Source organism: Roseovarius spongiae (genome assembly GCF_003651245.1).
GTDB lineage: Bacteria > Pseudomonadota > Alphaproteobacteria > Rhodobacterales > Rhodobacteraceae > Roseovarius > Roseovarius spongiae.
In genome coordinates this window covers 972645-985671 of sequence record NZ_RAPE01000001.1, presented here as the reverse complement: position 1 = coordinate 985671, position 13027 = coordinate 972645, and the positions used below count along the sequence as shown (strand labels likewise).

Here is a 13027-nt window from a genome sequence, read left to right as displayed (position 1 = left end):
CTTAGCTGAGCGGAAAACGAGAGGACCGGATGCAGTACGCTGGGCTTGCCGATTTCATCGCCCGTGGCGGCGCGACGCTGGCCAAGGGACCGATCGCCCTTGTCTTCGCCGAGGACGAGGTCGAGCTCGACACGACGCTGCGCCACCACCTCGACGCGGGGTTCCGCGCGATTGCGGTCTTCATGCCCGCCGGGTTCGGGCTGCCGGGCGATGTCGCCGAAAGGGTCGCGCGCATCGATTACGACCTCGCCGCCGGGGACAGTTACATCGACGCGGTCAACGCGGTGATCGACGCGGCGCGGGGCGAGTGGCTCTATTACTGCTTCAACGCGGAATACCTGTTCTACCCGTTCTGCGAAACGCGCAGCGTGGGCGAGATGCTGGCCTTTCACACCGAGGAGCGGCGCGATGCGATGCTCACCTACGTGATCGACCTCTACGCGGGCGACCTGGACGCGCACCCGGATGCGGTGTCGCTCGAGGATGCGCATATCGACCGCTCGGGCTACTATGCGCTCGCCCGGCCCGACCCCGGCAATCACAACCACCCGAAGGAACGGCAACTCGACTTCTATGGCGGGTTGCGCTGGCGCTACGAGGAACACATCCCCGCGCCGCGCCGCAAGATCGACCGCATCGCGCTGTTCCGCGCGCGGCGGAACCTGCGCCTGCGCGAAGATCACACATTCGACGACGAGGAATACAACACCTACGCCTGCCCCTGGCACAACAACCTGACGACCGCGATCGCGTCCTTCCGCACGGCCAAGGCGCTCAAGCGGAATCCGGGCTCGACCTTCGATATCCCGACCTTCAAGTGGCACAATTCCGCGCCGTTCGAGTGGCATTCGCGCCAGTTGCTCGACCTCGGGCTGATGGAGCCCGGGCAGTGGTTCTGAGCGCGCGGCGCGCTACTTCTCGGGGATCAGCCCGCGGGGGCTGAAGCGCAGCACAAGCAGCAGGACGATGCCCATAGTCAGCAGCCGCATATGCGCCGCCGATTCCAGCAGATGCGTCTTGAGCCAGTAACCGTCCGCCATGCCCGACGTGACGAGATCCATCAGCAGCCGGCCCATCGGTTCGACCTGGACCCAGAGGAACCAGATCAGGAAGCCGCCCAGCACCGCGCCGAAATTGTTGCCCGAACCGCCGATGATCACCATCACCCAGATCAGGAAGGTAAAGCGCAGCGGCTGGTAGGCGCTTGGCACCAGTTGCCCGTCGAGCGTCGTCATCATCGCGCCCGCGATCCCGCAGACCGCGCTGCCGAGGACGAAGACCTGCAAGTGCCGCCGCTTGACGTCCTTGCCCATCGCCTCGGCGGCGAACTCGTTGTCGCGGATCGCGCGCAGCATCCGGCCCCAGGGGCTCGCCAGCGCCTTCTGCGCCATCCAGAGCAGCACCAGCAGCACCACGAGGAAGAGCGCGGCGTAGAGCAGCTTGACGTAAAGCGTCGAGGCCATCGTCGGGTCCAGCCCGACCCCCGCGGCGCGCTCCACGAAGGCGGGATCGTTCTGGAGGTCGATCTCGTAGGGGACCGGGCGGGGGATGCCGATCACGTTCTTCACGCCGCGCGACAGCCAATCCTCGTTCTTGAGCACGGCGATGATGATCTCGGCGATCCCCAGCGTCGCGATGGCGAGGTAGTCCGAACGCAGCCCAAGCGCCGTCTTGCCGATCAGCCAGGCCGCGCCGGCCGCCAGCACCCCGCCCGCCGGCCAGGCGAGAAGCAGGATGATCCCGTAATCCTTGTAGGTGTCCTGGTCGCCGGGGTTGAGTCCGCCGAGATAGCCGGTCCCGGCGGGGTTGATCGCCTCGATCGCCGCCACGTTGGGGTCGAGCAGCGCGCGGAAGACGAAGAACCCGCCCACCAGCACGACGATCACGACCAGCGCGCGCAAGGGGCCCTTGCGCATCCGCTTCATCACCATGACGGCGGCCGCGATGGTCGCCGCCCCCAGCAGCAGCGCGCCGATGACGCCGATCCCCCCGGCCCGCCACGCGCCGGGCGTGACCGGCATGCCGATCAGCACCGCGGCCAGCCCGCCAAGCGCGACAAAGCCCATCACCCCGATGTTGAACAGCCCCGCAAAGCCCCATTGCAGGTTCACCCCGAGCGCCATGATCGCCGAGATCAGCCCCATGTTGAGGATCAGGAGCGCCGCGTTCCAGCTCTGCAGGACGCCGGTCAGCAGGATCAGCGCCCCGACGATCATGAAGAGGCCGGTATTCTTCACCGCGTCGCTCATACCGCTTTCCCCTTGAACAGTCCGGTGGGCCTGAACAGCAGCACGATCAGCAGGATCGTGAAGCTGACCGCGAACTTGTAATCGGTGCTCAGAAGCTGCATCAGGCTGTCCGGCGCGAGGCTCTCGGGCATCAGGTAGCCCAGCACCTTCTTCCAGGCATAGGTGATCGTGACCTCGGAAAATGCGATGACGAAGCCGCCCGCGATCGCGCCCAGCGGGCTGCCGAGGCCGCCGACGATGGCGGCGGCGAAGATCGGCAGCAATAGCTGGAAATAGGTGAACGGCTTGAACGTCTTGTCGAGGCCGTAGAGCACGCCCGCGATGGTCGCGAGCGCGGCCACGATGATCCAGGTCAGCATCACCACCCGTTCGGGGTTGATGCCGGAAAGCAGCGCGAGGTCCTCGTTGTCGGAATAGGCGCGCATCGACTTGCCCGCGCGGGTGCGGTTGAGGAACCAGAACAGCGCCGCCACCACGATCACCGCCGTGACCACGGTGATCGCCTGCGTGGTCTTGATCGCGAGCCCTTCCTGAAGTCCCGTCATCGTCTTGAAATCGCGCGCCGAGACCAGGAACCGCTCGCCATCGAGGAACCGCTGGTCGCCGGGGCCGATGATGAAGCGCACGATGCCGTTCATGATGAACATCACGCCCATCGACACGATCACCAGGATCACCGGTTTCGCCTTCTTCTCGCGGTAGAAGTGATAGACCGCGCGGTCGGTCGCCAGCAGCATGCCGATGCAGACCGCGATCCCCACCGGCAGCGCCAGCAGCGCGGTCGGCAGCGGCCCGAGGCTCACCCCGAGGGATTGCAGCCACCACGTCATCAGCACCGTGACCATCGCGCCGAAGGCCATCGTGTCGCCATGCGCGAAGTTGGAAAACCGCAGGATGCCGTAAACCATCGTCACCCCGAGCGCGCCAAGCGCAAGCTGGCTGCCATAGGCCATGCCGGGGATCAGCACGTAATTTGAAAGCGCCACCAGCGCGTTGAGAAAATCCATCAGCCCGCCGCCCCTTCGGCCCCGGTCGTTTCAAATCGGTCCCGCATGCTCATCCCCCGAGGAAACTCTTGCGCACGTCTTCGTCGGCGAGCAGTTCCTTGCCGGTGCCGGTATAGGCGTTGGCGCCCTGCACCATGACGTAGCCCTTGTCGGCGATCTCGAGCGCCTGGCGCGCGTTCTGCTCGACCATCAGAACGGGGATGCCGGTGCGCGCCACGTCGATGATCCGCTCGAAAAGTTCGTCCATGACGATCGGGCTGACGCCCGCCGTCGGCTCGTCCAGCATCAAGAGCTTGGGCTGCGTCATCAGCGCGCGGCCGACCGCGACCTGCTGGCGCTGCCCGCCCGAAAGTTCGCCCGCCGGCTGGCGGCGCTTCTCGCGCAGGATGGGGAACAGGTCGAAGATCTGCTCCATCGTGCCGGAAAAATCGTCGGTGCGGATAAAGGCGCCCATCTCGAGGTTTTCCTCGACCGTCATCGAGGTGAAGATGTTGCTGGTCTGCGGCACGAATCCCATGCCCTTGGCCACCCGCGCCTGCGGCGACAGCGCGGTGATGTCCTCTCCATCGAGGCGCACATGCCCCGCGCGCAGGTCGAGCATGCCGAAGATCGCCTTCATCGCGGTCGATTTGCCCGCGCCGTTGGGGCCGACGATGACCGCGATTTCGCCCTTCTCGACGGAAATGGTGCAGTCGTGCAGGATGTCCGGCCCGTTGCCGTAACCGCCGGTCATGGTCTCGCCGATCAGGAACGGCCCGTTCGGCGCCGCCTTCGCGCTGCCGCCCTTGACGGGTTGCGCCGTGCCGGTTCCGCGCGGATTGACGATGGTGGCGTCCTTGTTGCCGCGGTCGCCGTAAGGATCGCCGCTCATGCTTGTTCTTGCTCCAAATATCCCGGGGAAACGTTGAATCTTCCCGAAAATTCTACGTCGGGGGCCGCGCCCCCGCCGCGCCGTCGCTTGCGGACGCGCGCGCTCATGCTTCCACCTTCTCGCGGTTCTTGAGCCCGGTGCCGAGATAGGCCTCGATCACCTGTTCATTGGCCTTGATCTCGTCCAAAGTGCCGGTGGCGAGCACACGACCCTCGGCCATGCAGATCACCGGATCGCAGAGGCGCGCGATGAAATCCATGTCGTGCTCGATCACCACGAAAGTATAGCCACGCTCCTCGTTGAGGCGGATGATGGCGTCGCCGATCACGTTGAGCAGCGTGCGGTTCACGCCCGCGCCCACCTCGTCGAGGAACACGATGCGCGCGTCCACCATCATCGTGCGGCCCAGCTCCAGCAGCTTCTTCTGCCCACCCGAGACCTGGCCCGCCTTGTGCTCGGCCAGGTGTTCGATGGTCAGGAATTCCAGCACCTCGTCCGCCTTGGCCCTGAGCGCGCGCTCTTCTTCGGCGATGCGTCTGCGACCGAACCAGGTGTTCCACAGCCGCTCGCCCGATTGGCCGCCCGGGACCATCATCAGGTTCTCGCGGCAGGTCATGGAGTGGAATTCATGCGCGATCTGGAAGGTGCGCAGCACGCCCTTGTGGAACAGCTCGTGCGGGGGCAGCCCGGTGATGTCCTCGCCACCCATCGTAACGCGCCCCGAGGTGGGCGCATGCACGCCCGCGATCACGTTGAAGAGCGTCGTCTTGCCCGCGCCGTTGGGGCCGATCAGCCCGGTGATCGCGCCCTCGCCGAAGGACAGGCTTGCGCCGTCGACGGCGTGGAATCCCCCGAAATGCTTGTGGAGATCCTCGACAACGATCATCCCTCTTCCCCCGCTGGTCCCGCCCTTCGCGCCTTGGGTGCGGGCGGTGTTCCTGGTTCGCGTCCCGTCGGCCTTCCGCGGTCCGTCGCTCAAATCGCGACGCTGATCGTGACTCGGAACCTGTTTTTCAAACGCGTTAATGCGTCGAACCGGCCCGGGGGTCAACCCGGGCCGGCCATTCGCGTGGTTCGCGAGACGCGCTCAGCGGTAGCCGACCGTGCCGATCTTGCCGTCCTTGATCTCGATCTCGCGGTAGTTGCCGGCGCTTTCGCCGCCGCCGATGAGCTCAACATCCGACGCGCCGACATAGTCGATATCGCCGCCGTCCTTCAGGATGTCGAGCGCCTTGCCCAGCTCACCCGGCAGGATCTTCTCGCCCGGCGCGTTGGCGACGTCCATCACCTTGTCCTTGTAGGCCGCCGCATCGCTGGACCCGGCCGCCTGCATCGCCAGCAGGATGAGCGCGGCGGCGTCATAGGCTTCGGGCGCGAACGCTCCGGTGGGGTCAAAGCCCGCCTCCTCGCCCAGCTCCGCGAACTTCGCGGGCCCGTCGCCCGAGGCGCTCGGGTGCTGGCCGAAGGAGCCGTCGATCGCCGTACCGAAATCGCTTTCGAGCGTTTCCGACACCATCCCGTCCGGGAACATGAACGTGTCGAACGCGCCCGAGTCGAGCGCGCCGTTGATGATGCCCTTGCCGCCCTGGTCGACGTAACCGGCGACGACCAGGACCTCGCCGCCCGCGGAGGCGAGCGCGCCGACCTCGGCGGAGTAGTCCGCCTTGCCGTCCTCATGCGCGGCGTTCAGCGTGACCGTGCCGCCCGCTTCCTCGAAGGCCGCCTGGAAGCTGTCGGCGAGCCCCTTGCCGTAGTCGTTGTTGGTGTAGGTCACCGCGACTTCCTCGATGCCGCGGTCGCTGAGGATGTCGGCCATGATCTTGCCCTGGCGCGCGTCCGAGGGCGAGGTGCGGAAGAACAGCCCCTCATCCTCGACCGTGCTGAGCGCCGGCGACGTGGCCGAGGGCGAGATCATCACGACGCCGTTCGGGATCGCCGCGTTCTGCAGCACCGCGCCGGTTTCGCCTGAGCACATGCCCCCGATGATGCCTTTCACCCCGTCCGAGGTGATCAGCCGCTCGGCCGAGGCCACGGCGAGGCCGGCGTCGATGCAGCCGGTGTCGCCCTGCACGGCGCTCACGGTGTTCCCGTCGAGGAACTTGCCCGAGTCGCTGACCTGCTTGATCGCCAGTTCCGCGCCGGCGGCCATGTCGGGCGACAGCGATTCCAGCGGGCCGGTGAACCCCAGCAGGATCCCGAGCTTCACGTCCTCCGCATGCGCCGTGCCCGCCATCAGGGCGGCGGCGGCGCTGGCCATAAGAAGTTTCTTCATGGTTGTTCTCCCTTTGAGTGGAACATACGTCCGGCCCGGAGCCTAAGCAGCGCGCGATCAAAAGAAAAGACCCTGCGCGCGGGGACAGACGCCAATGCGGGCGGCCCGGACGGACGATGCCGGATTTATAGGGTGGACTGCATTTCTGGCCCGACGCGGACCTTCGTCGCGATCTGCGCCAGCGTCGGAGATGTGGAACAAAGCGGTCGTCGAGGTTGTCAGGCGTCAACTTTCCTTCCGATGCCACCACTCCTCAAGGCTCTCACAGAGCAGATCACCCGATATCATCTTGAACTTCAACCGGAATGCGCCATCGAGCTCCACCTTGACGCCCGATTGTTTTCTCGTGAATTTCGCCTGCCACCCGGCGACCGCGGTGGCAGAATCGACAGCCCAAACTTGTGACGAGAACTCCACGTTTTCCTGAGCATCCGCCGCGCCTTCTTGCCAATAGCTCTTGATCGCGTCTCGGCCGATCAATGCATCATCAAAGGGGGTTTCCCGGTAACTTGCCGTCTCGGTGAACAGCGTCGTAATCTGTTCTGGATCACCTTTGATCCAAGCCTCCCCATAGTGGTCCAGCCATTGCTGAATATCGCGTTTCTCCATGTTCGAAATCCTCGACTGCATTGATTTGCGCGAAGTCTGAGACCTCAACCCGAGTTGAAGTCAAGTGTGGCGCTCGCCAACCTGATATTCGCGCATCCCGCAGCTTCCAGCACTCTGGCCTCCAAACCGGCCCTCGTCGCAGCCCCGCCTGAAGGTCTGCTCTGCTTCGGGTCAGAAATCTGACGGAAAGCCGAGAAGCCCAGGCAAGCGATATGGTTTCCCCTCCGCGAAAGACCGCCATCTACTGCGGACCCTGCCCGCGCGTGCGGGTTCAATCCGTCGCCGTCTTGCGCATTCGCGCGATGGTGGCGAAGAACAGCGGCACGAAGAGCACGCCCAGCACCGTCGCCGCGATGGTGCCCGACAGCACGCCCGCGCCGATCGCCGTGCGCCCGCCCGAGCCGGCGCCGGCGCTCAGCACCAGCGGCAGCACGCCCAGGCTGAACGCCATCGAGGTCATGATGATCGGGCGGAACCGCTGGCGCGCGGCGTCGACGGCGGCCTCGAAGATGGTCTCGCCGGCCTCGCGCTTGTCCCGCGCGAATTCGACGATAAGAATCGCGTTCTTGCCGGTGAGGCCGATCACCGTCAGCAGCCCGACCTGGAAGAACACCCCGTTCTCGAACCCGCCCAGCCAGGCGCCGATCAGCGCCCCCAGCACCCCGATGGGCATGGCCAGCATCACGGCGAAGGGGATCGACCAGGATTCGTAAAGCGCGGCCAGCGACAGGAAGATCGCCGCCAGCGACAGCGCGTAGAGCAGCGGCGCCTGGTTGCCCGATTGCTGCTCCTCCAGCGACAGGCCGGTGAGCGAGACCTGGAACCCCGGCGGCAGTTGTTCGGCCAGCCTGTAGATCTCGTCCACCGCCTCCCCTGTCGACACGCCCGGCGCGGGAGAGCCCTGGATCTGCATCGAGGGCACGCCGTTGTAGCGGTTCACGCCCTGCGGCCCGTAGGTCCAGCCCGCATCGGCGAAGTTCGAGAACGGCACGAGGCCGCCGGTCTTGTTGCGCACGCGCCATTTCTCGATGTCCGAGGGCACGCTGCGCGCGTCCGCCTCGCCCTGCACGTAAACCCGCTTGATCCGGCCCTCGTCGACGAAATCGTTGACATAGGTTCCCGCCCAGGCGGTGCTGAGCAGGCTGCCCACATCCGAGGCGCTGACCCCCATGGCGCCCGCGCGCCGCCAGTCGATATCGAGGTTGAACTGCGCCGCGTCCTCGAGCCCGCTGGGCCGCGCGGATTCGATCAGCGGGCTTTGCGCCGCCATGCCAAGCAGCTGGTTGCGCGCCTCGAGCAACTGCTCGTGGCTCTGGCCGCCGCGCGCCTGGAGATAGAAATCGAACCCCGACACGTTGCCGAGCTGGCTGACCGCGGGCGGGACGACCGGGAACACCATCGCGCCCTTGATCTGGCTGAACGCGCCGAAGGAGCGGCCCGCGAGCGCCTGCACGCTCTGCGACGGGTCCTCGCGCTCGGACCAGTCCTTGAGCCGCACGAAGGCGAGCCCGAGGTTCTGTCCCTGCCCGCCGAAGCTGAACCCGACGACGCCGAACACGGATTCGACCATGTCGCTTTCCTGCGTGAGATAGTAATCCTCGACCTGTTCGACCACCTCCAGCGTCTGCTCCGCGGTCGCGCCGGTCGGCCCCTGGATCAGCGTGAACAGGATGCCCTGGTCCTCGTCCGGCAGGAAGCCCTGCGGCGTGCGCAGGAACAGCGCGACCATCACGCCCACGATCAGGAGATAGATCAGCCCCACCCGCGCCGGGCGGCGCACGATCCAGCCTACGCTGCCGGCATATCCGCCGAGCAGGCTGTCGAACCCGCGGTTGAACAGGCCGAAGGGCCCGGTTTTGCGGGCGTGCGCCTTCGGCTTGAGGATCGAGGCGCAGAGCGCGGGCGACAATGTCAGCGCGACCACGACCGACAGCGTCATCGCCGAGATGATGGTGATCGCGAACTGCTTGTAGATGACGCCGGTGGAGCCGGGGAAGAACGCCATCGGCACGAACACCGCCGAAAGCACCACGGCGATGCCGATCAGCGCGCCGGTGATCTGGGTCATCGATTTGCGCGTGGCCTCGCGCGGGTCGAGCCCCTCTTGCTCGATGATCCGCTCGACGTTCTCGACCACGACGATGGCGTCGTCGACGAGCAGCCCGATCGCGAGCACCATCGCCAGCATGGTGAGCGTGTTGATCGAGAAGCCCGCCGCCGCCAGCACGCCGAAGGTGCCCAGCAGCACCACCGGCACGGCCAGCATCGGGATCAGCGTCGCGCGCAGGTTCTGGAGGAACAGCAGCATCACGAGGAAGACGAGCACGATGGCCTCGACCAGCGTCTTGGCCACTTCCTCGATCGAGATCCGCACGAAGGGCGCGGTGTTGTAGGGGATCACGTATTCGACGCCCGGCGGCAGGAACTGGGCGAGCTCCTCAACCCGCGCCTCGACCGCGGCGGCCGTGTCGAGCGCGTTGGCCCCGGGCGCGAGGCTGATCGCCAGGCCCGAGGACGGGCGCTTGTTGTAGCGCGAGATGGTGGAATAGCGTTCCGATCCGATCTCGACCCGCGCCACGTCGTTGATCAGCACCAGCCCGCCGTCGGTTTCGGCGCGCAGCACGATCTGGCGGAAATCCTCGGGCGTGCTCAGCAGGGATTGCGCGGTGATCGTGGCGTTCAGCGCCTGCCCCTCGACCGCGGGACGCGAGCCGAATTCGCCCGCCGAGATCTGCGCGTTCTGCGCGCGCACCGCGTTCACCACGTCCTGCGGCGTGAGTTCGAAGGCGGCGAGCTTGGCCGGGTCGAGCCAGATGCGCATCGCGTATTGCGCGCCGAAGACCTGCACGCTGCCGACGCCGTCCACGCGGCTCAGCTCGTTCACCATGTTGGTGCTGAGGTAGTCGCCCAGATCGGTCGCGTCCATGTCCCCGTTCTGCGCGATCAGGGCCACCACCATGAGGAAGCCGGCGGAGGACTTGCTCACCGTCACCCCCTGTCGCTGCACCGGTTCGGGCAAGAGCGCGGTGGCCTGCGCCAGCTTGTTCTGGACCTGCACCTGCGCGATGTCGGGGTCGGTCCCGGTCTCGAAGGTCAGCGTGATGCTGGCGCCGCCCGTCGATGTCGAGCTGGACGAAATGTAGCGCATCCCGTCCAGCCCGGTCATCTGCTGCTCGATCACCTGGGTGACGGTGTTGGCCACCGTTTCCGCCGAGGCGCCGGGATAGGCGGCGCGGATCGACACCGTGGGCGGCGCGATCTGCGGATATTGCGCGACCGGCAGGATGACGATCGACAGCACACCGATCCCCATGATGAAGATCGAGATGACCCAGGCGAAGATCGGGCGGTCGATGAAGAAACGTGCCATGCTTGGGCGCTCCGGTCAGTGACGTGGCGGGGATGCGGGGATCAGGATTATCACGCGGCTATTCCGCCGGTTTCTCGGCGTCGGCGGCGGCGGTGGAGTCTGCGGGCGCCTCGTCCGCCGCTTCCTCGCGTTCCTGCGGGGACACCTTGGCGCCCGGCGCGGCCTTTTGCAGCCCCTTGACGACGACGCGGTCGCCATCGTTCAGCCCGTCCTTCACGATCCAGGACTGGTCCTGATCCTGCAGGACGGTCAGGGTGCGCTGCTCGACGGTGCCGTCATCGCCGACGACAAGCGCGGTCGGCTGGCCGCGCCGGTCGCGGCTGACGCCCTCCTGCGGCACGACGAAGGCGTCTTTCGCGACGCCGCTGGGCATCTCGGCCTGCACATACATTCCGGGCAGCAAGAGCTTGTCGGGATTGGCGAATTCCATGCGCAGCACCACCACCCCGGTGAGCGGATCAACCACCGGTTCGGCCGCCGTCAGCTTGCCGGTGTGGCCGAACGCGCTGCCATCGGCGAGGGTCAGGGTCACCTCGCGCGGGCCGCCGGATTCCGAGAGCGCGTCCACATGACCGCGCCGCCAGTCCAGCAGTTCCGCCGCCGACTGGGTCACGTCCACGTAGACCGGGTCGATGTTGCGGATCACCGCGAGCGGCTGTTGCTGGCTCGCGGTGACGAGCGCGCCGGGGCTGACCATCGAGCGGCCGATCTCGCCCGAAAGGCGGGCGCGGATCTCGGTGCGGTCCAGTTCGATCCGGGCGGCCTGCAACTGCGCCTCGGCGGCCTGGAGGCTGGCGGCGGCGCTGTCGCGTTCGGCGATGGCGGAATCGAGCGCCTGCTCGCTGACGATGTCGCGACTGGACAGGGTCTGGAGCCGCTCGGCCTCGCGCGCCGCCGCCCTGCTCTGGGCGCGCGCCTGCGCGACCGCCGCCTCGGCCTTGGCGACGGCGGCGTCATAGCTCGCCGGGTCGATCCGGTAGAGCACGTCGCCCGCCTCCACGCGCCCGCCCTCGTCGAAGAGCCGCTCGGTGATGATGCCCGCGACCTGCGGGCGCACCTCGGCTTCGGCGGAGGCGACGACGCGGCCCGGCAGCGTGGTCGTCAGGCCGACGTCCTGCGCTTGGAGCGTGACCACGGTGACGGCGGGCGGCGGCATGTCGCCCTGTTGCTGGGCAAGCGCGGGCGCGGCGCCGGCGAGCAGGACTGTCAGCAGCGACAGGCAACGCGAAAGGTTCGGGAAATGCGGCATTCTATCAAAATCCGTTCGATGCTTGCGGTATCCGGCACGGAGGGCGGAGCGCGGGCGGGCCGCTCCCGTGACTGTTTCAGTTCGCCCGCCTGCCATAACCGATCCCTGCGCCGGGGCCAAGACGCGCGGTCGCGCACGGACTGGCAGGCCGCGCAGGGGGACGCGCGCGCTTCACGGTCTTGTGACCCTTGGCCCGCCGTCGGGGGCGGCATGACCGGAGCCAGGCGAGTTTCACGCCGCGGCCCCGGCGGCGGTCACGGCGACACCACGATATTGCCGGTATGCTTCTTGTCGATGAAGGCCTGCTGCGCCGCGCGCAGTTCGCTCAGCGGATAGGTGGCGGCGAGCACCGGGCGGATCGCGCCCTGCTCGATGTAGCGCACGACGTTCTCGAACACCTCGGGCGCAATCACGGTCGAGCCGGTAAAGGTCAGGTCCCGCAGGTAGAAGGTGCGCAGGTCGAACGTCACCATCGGCCCGGCGATCGCGCCCGAACAGGTATAGCGCCCGCCGCGCTCGAGGATGTCGATCAGCTTCGGCCAGTAGGGCCCGCCGACGATATCGGCCACGACCGACACCTTTTCCCCGCCCAGCGCCGCGCGCAGGTCGCCCGGCGCCCGCGGCAGGATCATGTCGGGGCCGAGCGCCTTGACCTCCTCGTGTTTGGCCTCGGACGCCATCGCGATCACCCGCGCGCCGCGCCGCTTGGCCAACTGGACCAGCGCGCCGCCCACGCCGCCCGAGGCGCCGGGAACGAGCACGGTGTCGGCGTCCGTCACGCCCGCGCGGGTCAGCATCCCCTCGGCGGTGGTGTAGGAGCAGGAGAAGGTCGCAAGCTCGGCGTCGCTCAGGTCCGATGAAACGACCGCGATGTTGCGCGCGTCGATCGTGGTGAACTCGGCGAAGCCGCCGTCGCATTCAGAGCCGAAATACCCCGTCTTGTCCATGTTGTCTGGATCGGACCAGTCGCGCAGCCAGCCATTGGTCATCACCCTCTGGCCGATCAGGGCGGGGTCCGCGCCCTCGCCCACGGCGGTGACTTCGCCTACCACGTCCGCTCCCTGGATGCGGGGGAAGGTTATCGGCGCGCCGCCCCATGTCGGGTCGTCCTCGCCGACGCTGTCATAGGCGCCGCCGGTGGTCGCCTCGCTCACCGCCTTGGAATACCAGCCGGTGCGGGTGTTCACATCCGTGTTGTTGAGCCCGCAGGCGCCGACGCGGATCAGCACCTCCATCGGGCCGGGTTCGGGTTTGGGCCAGTCGTCACGCCAGACATATTTGTCGAGCCCGCCATGCCCGGTCAGCACCATCGCCTTCATCGTCTCGCCCATGCGGCGGCTCCCTTCGCTTGTCCCGCATCATGGTCGGCGTTCAGGGGCGCAAACGCAAGACGCCCGGCG

The 13027-nt window shown here is 67.0% G+C and carries 10 protein-coding genes; 1 reads left to right on the top strand and 9 read right to left on the bottom strand.

The window, feature by feature from the left end; translation table 11 throughout:
• The first annotated feature begins 29 nt into the window (after positions 1-29).
• Complete coding sequence (locus D6850_RS04675; protein WP_121164236.1) at positions 30-899, top strand: hypothetical protein; 870 nt, start codon at positions 30-32, stop codon at positions 897-899.
• A 12-nt stretch (positions 900-911) separates the two neighbouring features.
• Here the strand turns inward: D6850_RS04675 and D6850_RS04670 are convergent, their stop codons facing one another.
• The 9 genes from D6850_RS04670 to D6850_RS04630 form a co-directional block, all read right to left on the bottom strand.
• Positions 912-2249 (bottom strand): branched-chain amino acid ABC transporter permease, encoded by a 1338-nt coding sequence (locus tag D6850_RS04670; protein WP_121164234.1) that lies wholly within the window; start codon positions 2247-2249, stop codon positions 912-914.
• On the bottom strand, positions 2246-3256 hold the full coding sequence (locus D6850_RS04665) for a branched-chain amino acid ABC transporter permease (protein ID WP_121164232.1): 1011 nt from the start codon (positions 3254-3256) through the stop codon (positions 2246-2248). The genes D6850_RS04670 and D6850_RS04665 overlap by 4 nt, the downstream gene beginning before the upstream one ends.
• Positions 3257-3305: 49 nt before the next feature.
• Positions 3306-4127 (bottom strand): ABC transporter ATP-binding protein, encoded by an 822-nt coding sequence (locus D6850_RS04660; RefSeq protein WP_121164230.1) that lies wholly within the window; start codon positions 4125-4127, stop codon positions 3306-3308.
• A 103-nt stretch (positions 4128-4230) separates the two neighbouring features.
• Positions 4231-5013 (bottom strand): ABC transporter ATP-binding protein, encoded by a 783-nt coding sequence (locus D6850_RS04655; protein ID WP_121164228.1) that lies wholly within the window; start codon positions 5011-5013, stop codon positions 4231-4233.
• Positions 5014-5214: 201 nt separating this feature from the next.
• Positions 5215-6399, bottom strand: a complete 1185-nt coding sequence (locus D6850_RS04650; RefSeq protein ID WP_121164226.1) for an ABC transporter substrate-binding protein — start codon at positions 6397-6399, stop codon at positions 5215-5217.
• Between the two features lie 225 nt (positions 6400-6624).
• Positions 6625-7008 carry a nuclear transport factor 2 family protein gene (locus D6850_RS04645; RefSeq protein WP_166433986.1) on the bottom strand — a complete coding sequence of 128 codons (384 nt, stop codon included), beginning with the start codon at positions 7006-7008 and terminating at the stop codon, positions 6625-6627.
• Positions 7009-7279: 271 nt separating this feature from the next.
• On the bottom strand, positions 7280-10378 hold the full coding sequence (locus tag D6850_RS04640; RefSeq protein WP_121164222.1) for an efflux RND transporter permease subunit: 3099 nt from the start codon (positions 10376-10378) through the stop codon (positions 7280-7282).
• 58 nt (positions 10379-10436) lie between these two features.
• A complete protein-coding gene (locus tag D6850_RS04635; RefSeq protein ID WP_121164220.1) occupies positions 10437-11627 on the bottom strand; it encodes an efflux RND transporter periplasmic adaptor subunit in 1191 nt (396 codons plus the stop codon).
• Between the two features lie 254 nt (positions 11628-11881).
• Positions 11882-12958 carry an alcohol dehydrogenase family protein gene (locus tag D6850_RS04630; RefSeq protein ID WP_245964094.1) on the bottom strand — a complete coding sequence of 359 codons (1077 nt, stop codon included), beginning with the start codon at positions 12956-12958 and terminating at the stop codon, positions 11882-11884.
• Positions 12959-13027 lie beyond the last annotated feature (69 nt).

Coding starts and splice junctions, on each gene's coding strand:
- D6850_RS04675 (WP_121164236.1), top strand. CDS start 30: ATGCAGTACGCTGGGCTTGCCGATTTCATCGCCCGTGGCGGCGCGACG.
- D6850_RS04670 (WP_121164234.1), bottom strand. CDS start 2,249: ATGAGCGACGCGGTGAAGAATACCGGCCTCTTCATGATCGTCGGGGCG.
- D6850_RS04665 (WP_121164232.1), bottom strand. CDS start 3,256: ATGGATTTTCTCAACGCGCTGGTGGCGCTTTCAAATTACGTGCTGATC.
- D6850_RS04660 (WP_121164230.1), bottom strand. CDS start 4,127: ATGAGCGGCGATCCTTACGGCGACCGCGGCAACAAGGACGCCACCATC.
- D6850_RS04655 (WP_121164228.1), bottom strand. CDS start 5,013: ATGATCGTTGTCGAGGATCTCCACAAGCATTTCGGGGGATTCCACGCC.
- D6850_RS04650 (WP_121164226.1), bottom strand. CDS start 6,399: ATGAAGAAACTTCTTATGGCCAGCGCCGCCGCCGCCCTGATGGCGGGC.
- D6850_RS04645 (WP_166433986.1), bottom strand. CDS start 7,008: ATGGAGAAACGCGATATTCAGCAATGGCTGGACCACTATGGGGAGGCT.
- D6850_RS04640 (WP_121164222.1), bottom strand. CDS start 10,378: ATGGCACGTTTCTTCATCGACCGCCCGATCTTCGCCTGGGTCATCTCG.
- D6850_RS04635 (WP_121164220.1), bottom strand. CDS start 11,627: ATGCCGCATTTCCCGAACCTTTCGCGTTGCCTGTCGCTGCTGACAGTC.
- D6850_RS04630 (WP_245964094.1), bottom strand. CDS start 12,958: ATGGGCGAGACGATGAAGGCGATGGTGCTGACCGGGCATGGCGGGCTC.